The following is a 21,703-nucleotide window of genomic DNA, read 5'->3' on the forward strand; positions in this document are numbered from 1 at the left end:
CGGGTCTCCCGGCCTAGTTGCGCAGTTGCGCACCGCCATCGCCGACGATCGCGAAGGCCGACCAGTAGAACGGGTGCGAGGTTTCCGCCCGATCCATCAGGGCGCCCTGCGAACGGCGCATCGCTTCGGCCAGCGGGGTCCCCCCAGGGGCGGCGAAGAACCCGTCGATCAGCCGATTGGTGGCATCGTAATCGTCGGGCACGGGCCAGTGGCTGGCGACCACCGTGCGTCCGCCGGCGCCGACGAAGGCGCGGACCAGGCCATCGAGCGCAAAGCCTCCCCCCGAAACGCCCGCCTCGCGCGATGCGCCGCGGGTTGCCGCGCCCGCCGTGTCGCAGGCAGAGAGGATAACCAGATCGGCATCGATCTTGAGATCGAAAATCTCCGCGAAGGACAGCAGCCCGTCGGAATGGTCGCCCCCGAACGAGGTGAGCAGGGCGGGCCGGGGCGGACATTCGGGCTGCGGTGCCGTGACGAGGCCATGCGTCGCGAAATGGAGGATACGATACTCGTCCAGATCGTCCATTCTCAACACTGCGCTATCGGTAAAGGTATCGCCGGTGACGATCCGTTCTTCGGCAGCGCTCGTACCCAGACTGCGCGACGCGGTGTAGAGCTCGTCGGCCTTGATCGGATAATCCCAGATTGCCGGAGCCCAGAGGCAGTCCGTCCCGCCTGCCAGCGCCGAGCGAGTGCCGAGCGTGCCGCGATCCTCGGCCAGCGGCGTATTCTCGCCGAAGCCGATGTATTCGCGCGAGGCCGATGACCGCGGCGCCTGCCGCACATCGCGGAAGGCGCTCGGCGAAACGGTGGTGGTGATCCGCACCTTGCGGCCCAGCCAGTTGGTGCCGGTGAAATCATATTCGTCGCCGCCCCGCGCGATCCGCTCGGCGTACCGCTCGACGCTTTGGTCGTCGGCCACGAGTAGATTGACCGGCAGGCGCAGCATCGCACCATCGGGTTCGAAGATCAGATGCTCGACCGAACCGAGCTCCCCGTCGATGGGATCGAGCAGCGCCTGGTAAAGCGAGCGCGATTTCTCGATGTTGAAGGGGAAGGTGAGCGTCTGGCCATTCTCGACATAGGCGATGGTCGCGCGCAGTTCGTCGACTTCGGCCTCCAGCGCTTCGGGATCGATCCCGGCACGATAGGCGCGGGCCATGTCGGGCGTGGCGTAGATGACGAAGGTCGCACCGTTCAGCGTGGCCAGCTTGAGATAGGCTTCGCCGGGCTGGAGCGTCTGCTGCAGTTCGTCCAACGTAACGCGCCCATCCGAGACCGCACGAAACCGGGGATACTCACCCAGCCTGTCCTGAATCGCCAGCTGCTGCGCCTCGAGCTTTTCGAGCGTGGCGAGCTGGGTGGCCAGCCGTTCGGCGGCTAGCGGATCGCTCGCGGCGCGGCCTTCTAGCAGTGCGACACGATTGCGCGCCTGTTCGACCGACCGCCCGACATTGACCGCCTTGCGGAACAATTGCGAGGCCTCGTCGCTCCCGCCCGACAGTTCGCGGGCGAGTACGGCCTGCGTCTGGGCGAGGCCCGGGCGTTGCAGCAGCTGGCTGGCGAGGAAGATGTCGGCCGCCGCGTCGCTGCCGGCCACGCCGCCATCGGTCAGCAGGTTGAAATAGGGGACGAGCAGGCGCCGCAACGAGGGCGCGGGCTTGCCCTCCGCCTTGTCGACCAGCTCGCGATAAGTCGCCAGCGCGTCGCCGGTCCGACCGCTGCGGGCGAGAAATCCGGCGAACTGCGCCTTGCTGCTGAGGAGGGCCGGTGAATTGGGATAGTTGGCCGCGAGCACGCCGATCGCTTCTGCGTGATAGGCCTCGGCAGCGGCGCTATCGCCTCTTTCCTCTGCCAGATCGGCCAATTCGCCCATGACCTGCGCCCTCAACCAGAGGATCGAACGCACCGTCCCGTTGCGCACGCGTGCGAGCCTCGTGTCGGCGTCGGTCAGATGGCTTTCGGCCTCGGCCCTGCGTCCCATCAACCGCAGCGCGGTGGCTTTGAGATAGGCCGTCTGACCATCGAGCAGATCGGCCCGTTCGAGCCCCGTCAGTCCACCGACGGAATCGAGCGCGCTCGCCTGCTCGGCTGACAGGCGCGCCGCCAGTGCGTCGGTGATCTCCAGCGATTCAAGCGCGTCGCGAGAGGTCGCACCCGACTGCAAGGGCCGTTCGAGAATATCGAGCGCGACCTCCGGCGCGCCAGCATTGAGCGCATCGATAGCCTCGTAATTGCGCAGCAGTCGCGACAGCACCGGATCGCCTGCGACCTGCCCCCTCGCAATTGAAAATCCCCGCGCCGCTTCGGCGAAATTGCCGAGGTTCGACTGGAGCAGGGCCGCGTTGAGGCGGGCTTCGGCCGCATCGCTCCCCTCGGTGGTGGCGGCAGTTTGCGCGAAGAACTCCGCCGCTTCGGCAAAATCGCCGCTGTTGCTGCGGCGATAGGCCTCGACGATGACGGCATCCGAGGCGAGCGCGCGGGCCTGCGCCCGGGCAAAGGCTGCTGCATCGCCGGTCTCGGTGAGCGGAATCTCGACATCCCCCTGCACCGGCCGGTCGTTGACCAGCGTGGCGATCCCCAGCCTTACCGCGTCCCCATATGCCGCGATCGCCTCGCCCGCATAAAGCCTGCCGCCCGCCTCGCCGGCCACGAGAACCCGCCGGGTTCCGAGATCGCTATCGGTACAGGCATAGCTTGCGCTTGCGGCGAGTATCTCGGGCACGGCCGCGCCGTCGCCCGCGAGGCATTCGGCCGACGGGAGGAAGCGCGCCCGGGCATCGCTTCCCTGTGCATCGCGGATCACCCACAGCGTACCCACCGGCGCCGCAGCGTCGCGGCAAACGATCGCATAGCTGCGGTCGAACAGGCCGGCACCGGCCTGCGGCGGCATGATCTGCGCCTCGCACAGGCCGTTGCCCCCGATCGGGAAGGTATCGCTATAGCTGATCGCGCGTTCCCGCTCTTGCCCCGATGCCGGATGGGCCGGATCGAACAGGGCCAGTGAGGCGGCTACACACATACACAGGGCGAAGCGGGTCTTATTGCGCATCGGTATCCTCCCCGGCAGCACCCTCTTCTTCGCCATCGTCGTCGCCCCCATCGCCGGAACCGTAGAGCGCGATGTCTCCGCCGCTCGCCACCGGGTCGTCGATCGTATCCTGTTCGGCGATGAACGACGCGCTGAGCAGACCCGGGAAGTCGGCACCGAACTCGACATTGCTGTCCTGCTCACTTTGCTCGATCGGCGCGGAGGCGACCGGCTCTGTCGTGGTCACAGCGGCAGCCGGCGCTTCTTCTTCGACCACTTCGAGCACTTCCTCGCGCTCGTCGGGCTCTTCGACCACCGTGCATTCTCCGGAATTGATGCCGCAATTGTTGAATTGCGCATCATCGGAGTAGTTGACCTCGCCTTCCTCCTCTTCCCCACCTTCAAAATCGACCAGTGCGAAGAAGTCGGCGCCGGTCGTGAAGGACCCGTCTTCATTCTGCCGACGTCCATAGGCAAACACATCGAGCAGGACTTCGGACTCGTCGCCATCACCATCGACGGTCAGCGATCCCGTCACGGTGATGCCGCCGGGCTCTGCGGCGGTGCCGGTGTTGCGCACGAGGAAGGATTCCCAGATATCGATCTCGACGTCACCGGCCCTCAGATAGCCAAGGGGATCGTCGCTGCCCGGTGCCGAGGTCGCGAGCAGGTCGTTGCGTCCCTCGAAGGCGACATCTCCCTGCAGCAGCGCGATAGTGTCGGCGTCGGCCATCCAGAAATTGCCGCCTTCGAACTCGAACGTGCCGGTATATCGATCATTCAGACCGAGGATCTGGATTCCGCCCGGTGTCACGATTTCAAGCCGGTCGGCGAAAATACCGAGATAGTCGGTGTCGGCGGCGTCCCGATAGGTCACCATCCCTTCCACGCGCACCACCCTGGCACTGATCTCGAGTTCGGAAACCCCCTCGTCGAGGGAACCGGAAATGGTCGTGTCGCGGAACAGGAGGTCATCGGATGCCGAGCCATCGAGGGATGTTGCGAATGTGGCTGCGCCAGCATCGATGCGGCCGAGTTCGTCCTGGGTCAGCGTGTATCCCGCCGTGTCGCCGCTGCCCCCGATCACCGTCTGATGATCGTTCCCGACGACGTTCAATTGCAGCAATTGCGCCCCGATCCGCGCGCCCGACAGGATATCGAGCTCGCGCGATCGGATGGCCAGCGTCTCACCGCCGAAGCTGATCCGGTCGTCATCGTCGCCATCGATCGTGACGGTACCTTCGGTGGAAATGTCGATCCGGGCAGAAGGCGCACCGAGGCTCGGGCCGCCGATAAATCCGCCGTTTGCCGTGACGATGTCGAGATCGCCCGTCAGCGTGAACCGGGCCGACCCGCTTATCGGGATCGTCCCGCCAGCGGCGCGGATCAGTGAAGCATCGCCGGCCTGTGAGCCGACGGCACTGGCATCGACTTCGTCGAGCTCGATCGTGCCGCCATTGGCGATAATCTGGAACGATCCCGCGGTGCCGGCACCGCTGGCATCGATCTCCAGGAAATCGGCGGTGAGCAGACCTCCGCCATCTGCGAGCACCTGAACCAGACCGCCGATGGCATCGCCCGACGGCGCACCATCCGCATCGACGCCGGCCGTCCCGTTGGCGGAAAGCGAGACGCTGCCGAAGCTGATGCTTCCTCCTGCCTGGCTGCGCACATAGGCGAGCCCACCCGTTCCGGTCCCGCCTACGCCGTTCGTCGATTGCGTGCTGCCACCAAAGCCGTTGGCGGAAATGTTGACCGGTCCGGTCACGCTGCCACTGCCCGCGTTCCCACTGAAGATGGCGATATCGGCCGTGCCGCCCGTCCCATCGCCGCCATCGCCCTCGATCGACTCGCCGCCATAACCGCTGGCGTCGACGGTGGCCGATCCCGAAATACTGGTCGTGCCACCCTGGAAGCCGAGAAAGGCGATCCCGCCTATCGCATTGCCGCCCTGGCCGGATTGTCCGAGACCGCCATAGGCAACCGACGCGGCGTGATAGTCGCCCACATCGATCGTCCCGCCATCGCTCGTCGCCATGCCGGCCTGGCCGCCGGTAGCATTCCCGCCGGTGCTTCCGGCTCCGCCGACGCTGGTGTCGAAAATGCCGATCGAACCGGCAGACAGGCCCGATCCGCGGCTGGCGACCAGGATGTTGCCGCCAAAGGCATTGCCGCCCATACCGGTATAGCGCCCCGTGTCGTCCGTTCCGCCCGAACCGGCATCCGCCCGACTGGCAACATTCAGCGTGCCGAATACCGCAGAGCCAAGTCGCGGTCCGCCCGCCATTGGTCCGACGAGACCGACCAATACGTCGCCGCCGATCGCGTCGCCGCCGCGCCCTCCCGTGCTTCCTTCGGGCGCATTGCCACCTTCTCCGCCCTGACCGAGCGCGGTGACATTTGCGTCGCCGGGGATGGACAGACGGCCGTAGTCTGCATCGACGAAGATATAGGCACCGGTTCCCTGCTCGCCGTCGACCAGGCTGGCGACGGCATCGCGCCCGCCCTGGCCCAGCCCGCCCTTGCCCGCCGCAACGATGCCATCGCCATCGCCCCCGCGACCGCCATAGCCATCGCTGAGCATGCTGAGCGTGCCATCGACCGTGAGACTGCCCAGCTGGTTGGCGTTGCCCCCCACGGACACCAGGGCCGCTCCGCCGAAGCCGTCGCCTCCATCGCCGCCCGGACCTTGCGCCGAGCCGCCGAAGCCTCCGGCAAAGACGATCAGCCCATCGCCGATGGTCGCATCGCCGCCATCGATCTGGATGCTCGCGATCCCGCCATAGGCAGCCCCGCCATTGGCCCCATCGAGGCCCGTTCCGCCGAAGGCGTCGGCGAAGATATCCACATTGCCTTGCGCGGTGAACGCGCCGCCGTTCACAAACAGGCGTGCATCGCCCGCAACGGCCATTCCAGCCGTAACGGTGCCCGAACCGCCGGAAGCGTTTGCGACCAGACCGAGCGAACCGATATCTGTCGTGGAATTCTCCTCGGCCTCGAACAGCGCATTTCCGGCAAAGGCATCGCCGCCGACAACACCCGATCCACCGCTACTCCCCGCCGACAGGGCGATGCGACCACCGACCATAATGCTCCCGGTGCGGGCATTGGCAAGGCGGGCCGTTCCGCCTTGCCCGATGCCGCCATTGCCCAATTCGGAGGATCCTCCAGAGCCGAATGCGGAGTAATCGATGTCGCCGGTCACATTCAGGATCGAATTCGTGTCCACGTCGGTATCGATCGAGGTTTCCCCGCCCGTGCCGTTACCGCCCTGTCCGGTCGTGGCTCCGCCACCGCTGCCGCCGGCCGAGGCGAAAAGGCTGGCGGCGGTCATCATGCCCGAAGTTACCGCCACGCCGGCATTGCCACCGAAGCCTTCGCCGCCGGTCGAGCCGAAGCCACCGAATCCGCTTGCCGTCGTCGAGATGCGCGCAGCATCGACCCGCGAATCCACGGCAAAGACGCCGGCGAACCCGCCTCGGCCGATACCGCCGATGCCCAGCCCTGATCCGCCCGTTCCACCTTGCCCACCGAATCCGCTGGCAGTCAGGGTGAGTGCATCGAAAATGGCCTGCCCGTCGCCGAGCGAGCCATCGCCAAATGCCCTATAGGTGCCCGCCTGCGTTGTGCCGGCAATTCCCGCACCACCTGCACCGCCCATCTGGCCGGTCCCGCCCGTTCCGCCACGACCGCCGTATCCGGACGACTGGAGGAAGGTCGTACCCGCGACGCTCAGGAAGCCCCCGTCACGCCCGGCAAGAGCGAAGGCTCCGCCGGTGCCCGGTGCCCCCTGATAAGTACCGCCGGTTCCGGTCCCGCCATTGCCTGCGGCTATCGTCGAACCATCGCCTGCTCCCCCATTGCCGCCGTAACCGCTAGCGTAGACGTCGGCATTCCCGCCGATCGTCACGCTTGCACTTTCCGTCGGTGATCCATCTGCCAGAAGGTAGGAGGTGCCTCCGAGCGCATCCCCGCCATTGCCGCCGAAACCGATAGTCGCGTCGCCGCCGAACGCCTGCGTGGAAACGTACGCATTGCCATCGACGGCGATCGAGCCGGCTACGGCGTAGAGACCTGCGTTGCCGCCCGTCGCATTGCCCCCTGCATGGCCATCGCCACCGAAGCTGTTGGCCTGAAGGTTTGCATTTCCGCTCAGGCGGATGTCGCCCGCCCCCTCAGTGAAGACTACGGACTGGCCACCCTCGCCGTCGCCCCCGCGACCATGATCCGCAGAACCGTCACCGCCCAATCCATGCGCGGAGGCGGAGAGATCGACCAAGTCCACCCTTCCGGTGCCATTAGCAAGGACCTGCGCGCGCCCCCCGAAGCCCGCGCCTCCGGAACCGCCACGGCCACCGCTACCTCTTGCGAGAAGCGTAGTCGTGTCGGCAATCGTAATCGACCCATCGATGGAATTGATCAGCACCAGGCCTCCGCGGCCGATCCCGCCGCCATCGCCCGGTCCCGCGCCAAAGAAACTCGCACCGTGGCCACCGTTTCCTTCCGCCCGCATGGACACAGTGCCGCCAAAGGCGATGCTGCCTCCATCGGCCCGAACCTGCACCAGCCCACCAATCCCGGCGCCGCCATCGATCACACCGAGCGAACCGTCCGCATCGCCGCCAAATCCCGATGCCTGCATCAGCGCATCACCCGCCACGTCGATCCGACCGCCGCTGCGTGCCAAAACTTCGCTGGTTCCCGCCGTGGCGGTTCGCCCAGCGAGGCCATTGCCGAAGGCGTTGGTATTCATATGCAAGCCGCCACGCAGGTCGATCAGGCCATCGTTTTCGGCGAGCAGACGGGTCGTGCCGCCGAACCCGTCGCCAAGCGTCCCGCTGGGGAAATGGTTGTTGGCCTGAGCGAACAGGTCGACATCGCCACCGACCGAGACGGTCCCGCCATCGGCGATCAGCGCTATGTCACCACCGGTCGATGTCCCATCGCGTTGGTCCGGAGTGGCGAAGGCCGAAAGAATCCCACCGAAAGCAAGGGTAGCCGCATCGCGCCCGGTAAGCGTGATCTCTCCCCCCGTCACATCGCCCGAAGGAGCGATTGTGCCCTTGGCCTGGAAGCTTGAGTCTCCGGCGACGGTAAGATCGTTTCCGTTGCGCGCCGTTATGGAAATGGAGCGGGCCGCGCGGATCGTCAGATCGTCGGCGAAACCGATAGTGCCTGCATCCGTGTCCGCATTGAAGCCGCCCGTGGCGCCTGCAAACACGCTGGAACTCAGGTTCGATCCACCGAGGATAGAGATCGACTCCGCGGTCGCAGCACTAGCAACCGACCCGGTGAAGACGTTGCGTCCGAAGACGTCATAGCCGGCCGACAGGATGATATCGCCATTGTCGATGCCGGCCGTGGTCGCGGCATCGAACCCCAGATTGCCGCGCAGCAGCATGGTGATCGGATCGGTCTGCGCTTTGGCGACCGCGTAGATCATGTGATTGTCGCCCGAGCCCGTGCTCGATGGCCCGCCGGTGGTTCCGCTGTGATCGATCGGCGTTCCGACACTCGTACCGACGGGAATCTGGATGTCGAACAGCCCGTTGTTATAGGTCAGATTAACCTTTTCGCCCGCCGCATAGGCTGTCGACCCGTTGATATGGGCCGTGCCCCGCATGATGATCTGCGGCGCCGCGACGGCGAGATAGCTGCCCTCGCCGCTCGCCGAGAACTGAGCGCCAGCGGCAATGTCGACGGCGGCGGTGGAGCCCGATGGACCGGCCAAGCGCAGCGTTCCCCCGGCCGCATAGCTCTCGAAACTGTCGAGATCGGGATCGAGCGTGGTCAGCAGCAATTGCCCGACGTCGAACACCGCCGTGCTTCCGACGAGGATTCCGGTCGGCGAGTAGAATGCCACAGTCCCGCCGCTCGAGAATCCGCCGCTGGCATCCTGCAGGCGCGAGATCACCGATCCTTCGAATACCACTATATTCCCGTTGGTCGACGGCAGGATCCGGTTGAGCACCGCAAAGCCGCCCTGCCCCGGCGCGTCCTGGAAATAGGCCGTGTTCCCGTTCGGCAGGAAGGTCAGCGCATTGCCGGAATTGTCCTCGAAGGGCGTCCAGTCGAGGACGGCAGTCGAAGAGGTGATCGTGATCGTGTCGGTGTTCGCGACCGAACGGTCGACATTGCCGCTGCCGCGCACGAAGACGGGCGAGGCGTTGAACGCATCGGCCCTGGCGGGTGCCGGATGGGCCAGCACGGTGGCCATGGCGAGCGCCGCCCCGCCAAGCAGCAGGGGCGTGCGGCAAAGGGGAGAGCGGGCCATGTCAGAACCTCCAGGGTAGCACGCGGGTGGTGAGCGAGAAGAGCAGCCGAACGTCTCCGCGATCGGCGGCGAAGTCCGGCTTTTCGAGCGGCACGGCCAGCGTCACATCGGCCTGCATCGCGCTGCCATAGGCAAAGCGGACGCCCGCCCCTGCGGACCACAGGCGGTCGGGATTGAGCGGGGCGCGGCTCGGGTCCTCGTTCCACACCCAGGCCATGTCGGTGAAGAGGTAACCTTCCCACGCCACTGCGCGCGGACCGGCCGGTGCCAACGAGCCGTAGCCGATCTCGAAGGAGAGCGCGTAGCCATTGTCGCCCAGGATGCTGCCCGGGTCATAGCCGCGTCCGATCGAATAGGTTCCACCGGCAAATTCCTCGAACGCCGGGAGTGGGTCGCCGGTGAATTGAGCGCTCATTCCGAGCGAGAAACGCAGCGCCGGCAGCGGGCGATAGTCGGCCTGGCCTTCGACCCGCACCATCAGCGGGGTGGGGTCGGCCTCGATCCGGTTGGGTGCGATGCCTGCTGCAATGCAGCCTCCGGGATTAGGGCGACAGTCGGGGCTGGCATCGAACACGTCGATGCCCTGACGCACTTCCACGGCGCCGAAAGCACCGAGGCGGGGCTCGAAGGCGGTGTACCCGTCCGTGCCCGAAATGCTGTCGGCGTCGACATAGGACGAGTCGAGCCGCAGGAAGACGGTTCGCACCCGGTCGCGGGTTAGGCGCAGATCGTTCACCGTCAAGTCCTGGTCGACGAAATCGAACCCGCCGCTCAGCACGTGCGAGGCGCTGCGGCTGCGCTGGAGCGGATAGGCCAGGCCAAGCGTGGCGAAGAGCGTTTCGGACTCGACGTCGAGTCCCGGCAGGTCGAGATCGGGATCGGTCCAGCTGTAGGTGAACTGGCCGAACATCCGCAGCCCTTCGCCGCCGATCGCGAAATCGTGCCCGAGCTGGACGGTCTGCTGTTCTTCGAAGTCCGCAGTCGAGAACAGCGCGACGCTGGTGCGATCGCCGAGGCCGGTGATGTCATAAACCTCGCCGCGCAGAAGCCCGCCGAACCGCCCCAGCGATTTGGCGCCATAGTTCTGCACATTGAAGTCGAGCGTGCCGCGACGCCGGATCACCGCAATGTCGCCGACCAGGTCGCCGGGTGCACCGTCCGCCGCCGGACGCAGCGAAAGGCGAACGTCGACGCCGGGCAGATCGTCGGCCAGCAGCAGGTAGCGCTCGGCCCGCCTCGTGTTGAACACGGCATCCTGCGTGATCGGCTCGAGATAGCCGGCGACCAGCCGTTCCGACGGCCCGGCATCGCCGCGCACGCGCAGCGCGGTCACGCGGCCGAACACGATGCGCATCTCGGCATCGCCATTCGACAGGCGCTGCGCCGGAATCTCGACCGTCGCGAGATAGCCTGCCCGTTGCAATCGCTGGTTGGCCGCCGCGCGCACGTCGCACAGCACGGAGATCGGCAGCTCGCGCCCAAGGTAGCTCCGATAGGCCCCATCCAGCGCGACATCGGGCGCCTTTTCCGCACCGACGAAGCGCACCGAGTTGAGCGTGACCTTGATGTCCGCGAGATCGGGAGCGTCGAGCGCGCAGGGAGAGCGTTCCATGCCGCCATCGATCGTCAGCGTGGTCGGCGGTCGGGCCGGCTCGCGTGCCTGCGGCGGGGTCAGCTCGGTCCGGCTCGGCACCGCTTGCGCGTATGCAACCGATGGCACAGCAACTGCCGCACCCCCCGCCAGTAGTATGGCCTGTATGCCAAGGAAGGCGGCCCTCTGACCGCGCGCAATCTCGTCGTTGTCGTGCTGGCAAATGCCCATCTGGATCGCCCCCCAACCGCGCGCCTGCGGGGCGCGCTAGCCGAAATTCTCAGCGATCCGACGGACCCTTGGAATCGGGCCTCTTCTCTATGGCAGGGGGGCTGCGTAACACTTCCGCGACGGAAATGTCATGTAAATTCCGGACACTTGGGAAAATGGTGCCGCTTACGTGACTCGAACACGTGACCCCATCATTACGAATGATGTGCTCTACCAACTGAGCTAAAGCGGCACTCTTCGCCGACCAGCGAGAAGTGGAGGCCCGAGCCGGAATCGAACCGGCGTGCAAGGATTTGCAGTCCTCTGCGTAACCACTCCGCCATCGGGCCTCGCCCACCCTCTCGGGAAGGAAGCGGCGCACTAGCGATTCTCTGCCCTAAAGGCAATCGTCACTTCATGCCTTACGTAACGTCAGTCTGGACGCACGGCACGACAGAGGCAATGACCGCCTTCATGAGCATTGCCAGCCTTCTCGATCCGATCACCGCCAAGGGCGGGGAAACCCGCTTTTCCGGCCTCGACAACTGGATGCAGGGGAGGACGCTATACGGCGGTGCCTCGGCCCTGATCGCCTACACCGCGGCGGTGCGGGCCTTTCCCGACCTGCCGCCGCTGCGCGCCGCGCAGGTGGCCTTCGTCGCGCCGACCGGGCCGGAGGTCGAGCTGAAGCGCGCAATCGTGCGGCAGGGACGCAATGTCGCGCAGGTGCGCAGCGAGCTGTGGTCGGAAGGCAAATGCACGCTCACCGCCTTCTGGCTGTTCGGCACCGAGCGCGAGGCGAATGCAGTGCACGATGCCGCACCGGTTGCCGACTGGCCTGGACCGCCCGAGGAAGCGCAGATCGCGATGAAGGGCAAGGGACCGGCCTTCATCCAGAACAACTTCGAGATCCGCCGGGCGCAGGACCTGCAGGGGCCGGGCGAGCCGGTGGTGCGCCGCTGGGCGCGGCTGACGGATCGCGAGGGGCTCGACCCGGTGAGCGAGCTGATCCTGCTCGGCGATGTCCTCCCGCCCGGCGCAATGCGCGCGATGCAGCGGCAGGGGCCGATCAGCTCGATCAACTGGTCGTTCAACCTGCTCGAGCCGACACCGCAGACGCGCGACGGCTGGTGGATGAGCGAGAATGCCAGCCAGCATGCCGCGCACGGCTATTCCAGCGAACGGCTGCGGTTGTGGAACGCCGACGGCCGGCAGGTGCTCGACGGGATGCAATGCGTGGCGGTGTTCGGCTGAACCTGGACCGCCGACGCGGCTTTCGGAAACCGTGACCTTCCGCAATTCGGCTGCGATTACAGACACATGTGCCGAAACGCCCTGCAGCACCTGTGACCTTCACCGGCGGGCGGGCGAGGTCGGCGATAGACGCCGGATAGACGATCTTCAAAGAACGTCCCGATGTTAGGGCGGATGGCAGTCTGTAGGAAAGTGCCCAAACCCAGCGGGCGGACCGAACGACGGCCTATTCGGGCAAGGCGAAGGCGACCAGGCTGTCGCCGATGCGGGTCCCGGCAGTGCTGTGCCCGCCCGCGGCGATGACGACATATTGCCTGCCGCCATATCGGTAGGTCATCGGCGTCGCTTGCCCGCCCGCAGGCAGCCTGCCCTTCCACAATTCGCGCCCCGTCTCGACGTCGAAGGCGCGCAGGTAATCGTCCATCGTCGCACCGATGAACACGAGACCGGAGGCAGTCACGACCGGCCCGCCGAGGCTGGGCGTCCCGATGTCGAGCGCAATACCACCCGGCGCGAGGTCCTCGGTCGTGCCGAGAGTCCGCCGCCAGACGATCTCGCCGCTTGCGAGGTCCACCGCCGCGAGCACGCCCCAGGGCGGCGGCGAGCACGGCAGGCCGAGCGGCGAGAGCAGCGGTGCACGGTGCATGACATAGGGCGAGCCCTCCATCGGGGCGAATTCGGCGCCATCCTCGATCGCATCGATCTCCTCGCCTTCGTCCGGACGCCTGGTCAGGCGCACGAAGGCGGCGACGTTGTTCATGTTGACCACCAGCAGGTTGCGGCCCGGATCGAAGGCAGCGCTGCCCCAGTTCGCCCCGCCCCCGGTGAAGGGATAGGCCAGCGTGCCCCGCTCGCTCGGCGGCGTGTAGAGGCCTTCGCGGCGCAGGTCGGAGATGGCATTGGCACAGGCCCAGCGGTCCCACAGCGTCACCCCGAAGGCATCCCAGGGATCGAGCGTGTTGCGGACCAGCGGCGGTGTGCGGACGGGAAACGGCTGGGTGGGTGACAGCACTTCGCCCTCCACGCCGCCCTGCGGGACCGTCCGCTCCTCGACCGGAAGGAAGGGCTCGCCCGTCTCGCGGTCGAGCACGAAGACAAGGCCGGTCTTGGTCACCTGCGCGACCACATCATGCGCGCGGCCATCCTTCCACACCTGGTAGAGCCCGGGCTGTGCGGGCACGTCGTAGTCCCACAGGTCGTGGTGTACGGTCTGGAAATGCCAGGCGACCTCGCCGGTCCTGCCATCAAGCGCGACGACCGAATTGGCGTAGCGATTGTCGCCCACGCGGTTGCCGCCGAAATAGTCGGGACTGGGGCTGGAGGTTGGCAGGAAGACGAGGCCGCGCTGCGCATCGACCGAAATCGTCGACCAGACATTGGCATGGCCGGTCGTGTCGGCCGAATTCCCCGCCCAGCTTTCCCGCGCCGGATCGTCCGGATCGCGTGGCACCGGGTTGAAGGTCCACAAAGGCTCGCCGCTGCGCACGTCATAGGCATGGACGATCCCGACAGGCGCATCGGTCCGCAGATTGTCGCCGATGGCCGAGCCGGTGATGACGACGTCGCCCGTGATCGCCGGGGCCGAGGTGATCTGGAACTCGCCGGGCCAGCGCAGCGACATGCTCGGCTCGACCCGCACAGACCCGCCGTCGCCGAATTCGGCGCAGGGCCGTCCGGTATGCGTATCGAGTGCGATCAGCCGCGCATCGACCGTGCCGGTGAATATGCGCGAGGAACAGGGCGCGTCGTCAGCCCCCTCGCCCTGCCAGTAGCTGACGCCGCGGCAGGTGAACTGGTTGGCAGGCCGCCCGTCGATCGGGATCTGCGGATCATGGCGCCAGATTTCTTCGCCCGTATCGGGTGCGAGCGCGATTACCTCGTTGAACTGGGTGCACAGGACCAGCTGATCTTCCACGAGGATCGGCGTGGTCTGGAAGGCAGTGCGCGACCGGGCCGAATCGCGTCCTTCGAGCGCGCCGGTGGAGACCTGCCAGGCGATCTCCAGATCGCCGACGTTCTCGGGCGTGATCTGCGCCGCATTCGAATAGCGCGATCCCAGCGCATCGCCGCCATAGGCGCCCCAACCTGCGCCGAAGCCCGGCTCGACTGTGCGGACCTGCGCGGCGCGTCCGTCGATATCGAGATCGTCCGCCAGTCCGAGCACCGACCAGATCGCCGTTCCGCCCAGCAGCGATACCGCTGCAAACAGCCCGAGGATGGCGAGCGCGACCTTCAGCGGCGCTAGCTTGCGGTTTCCAGGTTTTGTCGTGGCCAAGCGCTACTCTCCCCGTCACCCCGGTCTGGAGCGCCCATTTCCCTGGGGGCGCAATTTCGAGTGGATCAGCGCGCACTCACCCGTCGGTGAAGGACGGTGCGCGCTTCTGCATTTCGGCCATGACCGCCTCGACCTGATTGGGTGTGCGGATGATCTGATCCTGTTCCTCGCTTTCGGCGAGCAGGATCGCGTCTTCTCCTTCCTCTTGCATCACCTTGAACAGGCGCTTGGCACCGCGGATGGCCTGCGGGTTCTTGTTGGCGATGGTTTCGGCGATGGCTGTGGCGCGGGCGAGCGGATCGTCCTCGACCATGGTGGCAAAGCCGAGGCCGAGCGCGTCGGCACCGGAAAATTCGCGGTTGGTATAGGTCAGCTCGCGCAGCACATCGTCGCGCACGAGACCGCGCCACAGCGCATAACCGCCCATGTCGGGCACGAGGCCCCACTTCATTTCCATCACCGCCATACGCGTCGCCGGATGAACCACGCGGATATCGGCGCCGCTGGCGATCTGCAGACCGCCGCCGAAACACACGCCGTGGACCGCGGCGATTACCGGCACGGGGCACTTGCGCCAGGTCATCGCGGCTTCCTGCGAGCGATTGGCATTGCCATGCGTCCGTTCTGCGAGCGTGCCCGACCCCGTCGGATCCCCGCCGAAGCTGGAGGTATCGAGCCCGGCGCAAAAGGCGCGCCCCTCGCCCGAGAGCACCGCCACGCGCAGGCCCGCCATCTCGCGCAATGCATTCCCCGCCTCGGTGATCGCCTCGAACTGCGTGGGGTCGAGCGCATTCATCTTGTCGCCGCGGGTGAAGCGCACTTGCGCCACGCCATTGTCGGCCAGATCGATGGATACGCGGTCGCTGAAATTCATGGCTTTGCCTCTCGTCGGAAATGTCGTTTGGCACCTTGGTACCTTACGTAAGCGTAAAGTCCAGCGGGACGGCACATGTCAGGCGCAATGCGCGCGCATTTCCTTCGCGTTGGGATTCGCCTTGGGAGAGGTCACGAGACGATATCCGCCCTCCGGATCCGTTCGCACCAGCCAGTCGCAGCCCGCGATCGCGAGCTTGGCGCGCAGGCGCGAGACATGAACCGCGAGCGAATTGGTTTCGGGCAAATGCTCCAGGCGCCAGACTTCGCGCAGCAGGCGCGCGCTCGATACCCGCGTGCCGGGCGTTTCGGCGAGCCGCCAGAGCAATTTGAATTCGCGCGGGTGCAGCCCCAGCCAGCGCCCCCCGACCCATCCGTCACGGTGAAACAGGTCGAGCGTGACCGGTCCTGCGGCCAGCCGCCGCGGCATGGCGCCGTTCGCCCCCTTGAGTACCAGCAGACGCGTGCCCAGTTCGACGAAGGCGATTCGGCTTCCCAGCGCATCGCCGAATCCCTGGCCGAGCAGCCCGGCGCGTTCGGCCGGATCGTCGACACCGACCGCGACGACGAAGGCACGCCCGGCAAGCTCGCGCCATTGCGGGAGCCTGCTGTCCGGCCGCCAGTCGAGCACGCCGAGCAGGCGTTCGCAATCCCGCGCGCGGATCGTTGCATGGTCCATCGTCCAGTTCACGAGCCGCAAGTCCCAGCGCGCCGGCACCGAAGGACTGCGCGATAGCCACTGGAGTGTCGGAAAAGTCACGAATCGCCCCTTGCCCCCGGATGAATCCGAAGGTGAAGACAACGCATGTATTTGGGAACGGGGGTAGCGTAGAACTACTACCGTTACGGATGTTTCTTCGGCGCTATCCGCGCGCGTGTTCGGCGAGGAAGCGCTTTATATTGCGCGCCGCCTGACGAATGCGCTGTTCGTTCTCGACCATGGCGATGCGGACATAGCCCTCGCCCTCCTCGCCGAAACCGACCCCGGCCGCCACGGCCACTTCCGCATGCTGGAGCAATTGCTTGGAGAATTCGAGGCTGTCCATGTCCTCGAAACCGGGCGGAAGCTTCGCCCAGGTGAACATGCTGGCGGGCGGCGAGGGGATTTCCCAGCCTGCGCGCGTGAAGCTCTCGACCATCACATCGCGCCGCTGCTGGTAACGCAGGCGGTTTTGCTCGACCACGTCCTGCGGCCCGTTCAGCGCGGCGCAGGCGGCGGCCTGGACCGGGGTGAAGGCGCCGTAGTCGAGATAGCTCTTCACCCGTGTCAGCGCCGCGACGAGCTGCGTATTGCCGACGCAGAAGCCGATCCGCCAGCCAGCCATGGAATAGGTTTTGGACATGGAGGTGAATTCCACCGCCACATCCTTCGCGCCGGGCACCTCGAGGATCGAACGAGTCGGTTTGCCGTCGTAATAGAGTTCCGAATAGGCGAGGTCGGACAGGACCCAGACCTGGTTCTCGCGCGCCCATTCGACCAGCCGCTCGTAAAAGGCGAGGTCGACCGTCTCTGCCGTCGGGTTGCTGGGATAGTTGACCACCAGCACCGTCGGGCGCGGCACAGTATAGGCCATCGCGTTGTCGAGCGCCTTCCAGTAGTGCTCGTCGGGCGTCGTCGGCACGCTGCGGATCGTGGCGCCGGCAATGATGAAGCCGTAGGTGTGGATCGGATAGGCCGGGCTGGGCGCGAGGATGACGTCGCCCGGCGCACTGATCGCAGTCGCCATGGACGACAGGCCCTCTTTCGAGCCCATGGTGACGACCACCTCGGTTTCCGGATTCAGCTCGACCCCGAAACGGCGCTGGTAGTAATTCGCCTGCGCGCGCCTGAGGCCGGGAATGCCCTTCGACTGCGAATAGCCATGCGCATCGGGTTTCGCCGCGACCTCGCACAATTTGTCGATCACATGCTGGGGCGGCGGCTGGTCGGGATTGCCCATGCCGAGGTCGATGATGTCGCGCCCGGCCTGCCGCGCGGCATGCCGCATCGCGTTGACTTCGGCGATGACATAGGGGGGCATGCGTTTGATGCGGTAGAATTCGTCGGACATTCGGCCTCTTTCGAGCATTGGTTAAGTCACACTGATTACCTATTCACGGTGCAGGTGCAATCGGCCTAGGTGCATGAAGCCACGCAATATCCTATGGCCTACCCAACAGGCGCTTGGCACCAGGCAGGAGCGAGAATGACCGACGACGGCCCCGATCCCTTCACCAATATGTTCGAAGCCCCGGCGAAATTCGCGCGCGCATTGTTCGCGCCGCTGGCCGAGGCGTCCTCGGGCGCGCCGCTGAGCGCGGAGGACATGCAGCACTGGACCGAGGTGGGAGCCAAGCTGCAGGGGCTGTGGCTGCAGTACCAGACCGAACAGCTCGCCAATCCGCAGGCGCTGGCGCCCTATTTCGATCCCTCGCGCTGGATGCGCATGGCGGAGGACTGGTACCGGCAGATGCCGATCGCCGACCCCGCGCAGCAGCAGGCGCTGATGCAGGAAGGCATGGCGCTGTGGCAGCAGGTGCTGGGGCAGTACGGCCTGGGCGCGGACGGACAGCCCGAGGCCGAGGGCGATCCAGACCTGCCGCGCAAGGATCGCCGCTTCGCCGACCCGCGCTGGCGTGCGCATCCCGCCTATGCGCTGATCCACCAGACCTATCTCTTCCTCGCTGAACGCGTCGCGGAGATGGTCGACCGGATGGAGGGCCTGTCGGACGACAGGCGCGAGCAATTGCGCTTCACCACCCGCGCGATCACCGAAGCGGCGAGCCCGTCGAACTTCCCGCTGCTCAACCCGGTGGTGATGGAACGTACGCTCGAGACGCGGGGCGACAATCTGGTGAAAGGCATGGAGCACCTGCTGGCGGACCTGCGCCGCGGGCAGCTCTCGCACACCGATGCCAGCGCCTTCACCCTGGGCGAGAATATCGCGGTGACGCCGGGCAAGGTCGTCCACGAAACCCCGCTCTACCAGCTCATCCAGTATTCGCCTTCGACCGAGGAAGTGATGGAAGTGATGGAAGTGCCACTGGTGATCTTCCCGCCATGGATCAACCGCTTCTACATCCTCGACCTCAACGCGAAGAAGAGCTTCGTGCGCTGGGCGGTCGAACAGGGCGTGACCGTGTTCATGGTGAGCTGGAAATCGGCCGATGCCAGCATGAAGGACGTGATCTGGGACGATTACGTGCGCGGACAGATCGATGCGATCGACCATATCCGCGAGCGGCTCGACGTGCCGAGCGTCCACACGATCGGCTATTGCGTCGCCGGCACCACGCTGGCGGCCACGCTTGCCCTCCTCCACCGCCGCGGCGAGCAGGACAAGGTCAAGAGCGCGACATTCTTTACCGCGCAGGTCGATTTCGAGAAGGCGGGCGAGCTGCTCAATTTCGTCGACGACCAGCAGCTGGGCATGGTCAAGGCAATGAGCGCCGAGGGCTATCTCGACGGGCGTTACATGGCCGCCACCTTCAACCTGCTGCGCGGCACCGACCTGATCTGGAACTACGTCGTCAACAACTACCTGCTGGGCGAGGACTATCCGGCGTTCGACCTGCTCCACTGGAACGGCGACGTGACCAACCTGCCGGCCAAGTGGCACCAGCAATATCTGCGCGACCTCTACCGCGACAACAAGCTGGTCGAGGCCGATGCGCTGAGCGTCGACAACACGCCGATCGACCTCGGGATCGTCGAGACCCCGACCTATGTGCAGGCGGGCAAGGAAGATCATATCGCGCCGGCCGAAAGCGTCTGGAAGATCACCGAGCACTTCAAGGGCCCGCTCAAATTCGTGCTGGCCGGCTCGGGACACATCGCGGGCGTCGTCAATCCGCCCGAGGCGGGCAAGTACCAGTACTGGACCAACGAGGGTACGCCGCGCACGCTGACGGAATTCCGCGAGGGCGCCAAGGAGCATCCCGGTAGCTGGTGGCCCGACTGGATCGACTGGCTGCGCGAGCAGGACGAGGAAACCGTCCCCGCAAAGGGCAAGCGCAAGCCCGGCGGAAAGGGCGACAAAGTGATCGAAGACGCGCCCGGACGCTACGTCGCCACGCGCTAACGCACTGAAAACACGGTCCATCGCGCCGAATTGTGCACTGCACAAAAAATACTTGACTTCGCACATGCAATGCCTATTTTGTGCACTGCAACAAAGCGAGGTTTCCCATGGCCGAGAGCCAGAGCAAAATAGACGCCGCCGCCGAGAAGGCCTTTGCCGAGGCTGCGGAAAAGAAGACCGCGGATGCGGTGAACGCCAAGAAGGTCGAGCAGGCCGTCGACGCGGACACCACGGCGCCGGTAAAGGCCGAGGCTGTCGCCAAGGCCGTTGCGGCCGAACCGAAGAAGGCAACGCCGAAGAAGAAGAAGGCGCCGGCCAAGAAGCGAGCTCCGGCCAAGAAAGCCGCACCGAAGAAGACCGTCGCCAAGAAGAAGGCTGCACCGGCCAAGAAGCCCGTCGCCGCCAAAAAGACCAACGCTGCCCCCAAGAAGGCCGCTGCCAAGGCGAAACCCGCCAAGACCACCCCGATTTCCCAGTTGAAGGACACCATCATGGCCACTGCCAAGAAGACTGCCACCACCGATTACACCGCCAAGGCGAAAGAACTGGCTGCCGACGTGCAGACCCGCGCCAAGGCCGCTTATGACAAGGGCACCGAAATGACCAAGGACGCCGCCGAATTCCAGAAGGGCAACCTCGAAGCCCTCGTCGAATCGGGCAAGATTCTTGCCTCGGGCATGCAGGACATGGGCCGCACCTATGTCGAGGAAGCCAAGTCGGCTGCCGAGACCGTGCAGGAAGACGTCAAGAAGTTCGCCGCCGTCAAGTCGCCGACCGAACTGTTCCAGCTGCAGGGTGAAATCGCCCGTCGCAACTTCGACGCGCTGGTTTCGACCACTTCGAAGAACACCGAAGCCATGCTGAAGCTCGCCAACGACGCTTTCGCTCCGGTTTCGAACCGCATGAGCCTGGCCGCCGAGAAGGTCGGCAAGGCCGCGTAAGCGATACGCACGAGCTTCAATCCGCCGGGCACTCTCTCCTCTCTCCCCCGCCCGGCGAATTGGACACCGTGGGCCGGATGGTTTTTGCCATCCGGCCCTTTTTTCATTCTGACCCCGAGGCAAACTGCGCTTTCGGGACGCGCGCACGCAATTGCTCGGCGCTGACGCCTTGCGATTTGGCGAAGCGTTACGATAATGGCTGCAACAATGATCCACGCCCTGCCCCCCTTCCCGATCCGCGCCGCCGATGGCGATGACGACGCCAACGAAGGCGACGGCCAGGTCGGAATCGCCACCAAGACGCGCGCTAAGCCGAAGAAGCCGAGCCAGTACAAGGTGCTGCTGCTCAACGACGATTACACGCCGATGGAATTCGTCGTCATCGTGCTGAAGCGTTTCTTCAAGATGGATATGGAGGAGGCGACACGGGTGATGCTGCACGTCCATCAAAAGGGGGTCGGCGTATGCGGCATCTTCCCCTACGAAGTCGCCGAGACCAAGGTCCACCAGGTGATGGATTTCGCGCGCCAGAACCAGCACCCGCTGCAGTGCACGCTGGAAAAGGCCTGAGGCGATCGCATTTTCAGGCCATCCCGAACCCGATCCGGTGGCCGAGGGCCAGGAGAGTGTCTGGGATTATCCGCGCCCCGCGATCGCAGAACCGACCGACAGGCACATCGTCATCCGCCATCGGGACGTAACGCTGGCCGACACGCGCAGGGCCTGGCGCACGCTCGAAACGAGCCATCCGCCGACATACTACCTGCCGCAGGCGGATATCGCGATGGACCTGCTGGCTACCAATACGCGGCGCTCGCTGTGCGAATGGAAGGGGCAGGCGCGCTATTGGGACGTGCGGATCGCCGGGGAGACACTCGAAGCGGTCGGCTGGGACTACCCTGATCCCACTCCCGGCTTTAGCGGCATTGCCGGACACATCGCCTTTTATCCCGAACCTTTCGATACCTGCCTGGTCGACGGGGAACGGGCGGCACCCCAGCCCGGCGGCTTTTACGGCGGCTGGATCACCTCTCGCGAAGCCGGTCCCTTCAAGGGGGTTGCCGGGAGCCGCTTCTGGTGACGGCGCTTTTCGCATTGGGGCATGACCTGCGGCCAAAAGCGCGCTAGGGCATCCTTCGGAAACAATTGACCGGCGACACCCGTGCTTTCATTCCTGCCCAGCATCGATCGGT

Annotated in this window: 12 protein-coding genes and 2 tRNA genes; 5 read left to right on the top strand and 9 right to left on the bottom strand. The window is 65.7% G+C overall.

The genetic code is table 11. From position 1 onward, the window contains the following. Positions 1-13: 13 nt before the first annotated feature. From ACQY4G_RS02550 to ACQY4G_RS02570, 5 genes are all read right to left on the bottom strand, one after another. Positions 14-3,052 (bottom strand): CHAT domain-containing protein, encoded by a 3,039-nt coding sequence (locus ACQY4G_RS02550; RefSeq protein ID WP_421992870.1) that lies wholly within the window; start codon positions 3,050-3,052, stop codon positions 14-16. Then, positions 3,042-9,305, bottom strand: coding sequence for a beta strand repeat-containing protein (locus ACQY4G_RS02555; protein ID WP_421992872.1), 6,264 nt, complete (start codon positions 9,303-9,305; stop codon positions 3,042-3,044). The genes ACQY4G_RS02550 and ACQY4G_RS02555 overlap by 11 nt, the downstream gene beginning before the upstream one ends. 1 nt (position 9,306) lies before the next feature. Next, positions 9,307-10,998 (bottom strand): ShlB/FhaC/HecB family hemolysin secretion/activation protein, encoded by a 1,692-nt coding sequence (locus tag ACQY4G_RS02560; protein ID WP_421992874.1) that lies wholly within the window; start codon positions 10,996-10,998, stop codon positions 9,307-9,309. Between the two features lie 285 nt (positions 10,999-11,283). Then, a tRNA-Thr gene (locus ACQY4G_RS02565) sits at positions 11,284-11,359 on the bottom strand. Positions 11,360-11,382: 23 nt separating this feature from the next. Then, positions 11,383-11,456 (bottom strand) — tRNA-Cys (locus ACQY4G_RS02570). Positions 11,457-11,523: 67 nt separating this feature from the next. On the opposite strand from ACQY4G_RS02570, the gene ACQY4G_RS02575 reads away from it, so the two are divergent. Further along, positions 11,524-12,360: an acyl-CoA thioesterase gene (locus ACQY4G_RS02575; RefSeq protein WP_421992876.1), complete on the top strand. Its 837-nt coding sequence runs from the start codon at positions 11,524-11,526 to the stop codon at positions 12,358-12,360. A gap of 226 nt (positions 12,361-12,586) precedes the next feature. Here the strand turns inward: ACQY4G_RS02575 and ACQY4G_RS02580 are convergent, their stop codons facing one another. From ACQY4G_RS02580 to ACQY4G_RS02595, 4 genes are all read right to left on the bottom strand, one after another. Next, positions 12,587-14,635, bottom strand: a complete 2,049-nt coding sequence (locus ACQY4G_RS02580) for a pyrroloquinoline quinone-dependent dehydrogenase (protein WP_421992878.1) — start codon at positions 14,633-14,635, stop codon at positions 12,587-12,589. Between the two features lie 76 nt (positions 14,636-14,711). Beyond that, positions 14,712-15,509: a crotonase/enoyl-CoA hydratase family protein gene (locus ACQY4G_RS02585; RefSeq protein WP_421992880.1), complete on the bottom strand. Its 798-nt coding sequence runs from the start codon at positions 15,507-15,509 to the stop codon at positions 14,712-14,714. Between the two features lie 78 nt (positions 15,510-15,587). Continuing rightward, positions 15,588-16,268: a winged helix-turn-helix domain-containing protein gene (locus tag ACQY4G_RS02590; RefSeq protein WP_421992882.1), complete on the bottom strand. Its 681-nt coding sequence runs from the start codon at positions 16,266-16,268 to the stop codon at positions 15,588-15,590. A gap of 103 nt (positions 16,269-16,371) precedes the next feature. Beyond that, positions 16,372-17,559: an LL-diaminopimelate aminotransferase gene (locus ACQY4G_RS02595; protein ID WP_421992884.1), complete on the bottom strand. Its 1,188-nt coding sequence runs from the start codon at positions 17,557-17,559 to the stop codon at positions 16,372-16,374. Positions 17,560-17,694: 135 nt separating this feature from the next. Between ACQY4G_RS02595 and ACQY4G_RS02600 the strand changes: the two genes are divergently transcribed. From ACQY4G_RS02600 to ACQY4G_RS02615, 4 genes are all read left to right on the top strand, one after another. After that, a complete protein-coding gene (locus ACQY4G_RS02600; protein ID WP_421992886.1) occupies positions 17,695-19,569 on the top strand; it encodes a PHA/PHB synthase family protein in 1,875 nt (624 codons plus the stop codon). 107 nt (positions 19,570-19,676) lie between these two features. Continuing rightward, positions 19,677-20,510, top strand: coding sequence for a phasin family protein (locus ACQY4G_RS02605; protein WP_421992888.1), 834 nt, complete (start codon positions 19,677-19,679; stop codon positions 20,508-20,510). 207 nt (positions 20,511-20,717) lie between these two features. After that, the gene (clpS, locus tag ACQY4G_RS02610) at positions 20,718-21,080 is read left to right on the top strand and encodes an ATP-dependent Clp protease adapter ClpS (protein WP_198147712.1); all 363 of its coding nucleotides are present in this window, start codon (positions 20,718-20,720) and stop codon (positions 21,078-21,080) included. Between the two features lie 37 nt (positions 21,081-21,117). After that, positions 21,118-21,591, top strand: a complete 474-nt coding sequence (locus ACQY4G_RS02615) for a DUF427 domain-containing protein (protein WP_421992890.1) — start codon at positions 21,118-21,120, stop codon at positions 21,589-21,591. Positions 21,592-21,703 lie beyond the last annotated feature (112 nt).

The organism is Qipengyuania sp. (assembly GCF_965277845.1).
In the GTDB taxonomy this organism is placed as follows: Bacteria; Pseudomonadota; Alphaproteobacteria; order Sphingomonadales; family Sphingomonadaceae; genus Qipengyuania.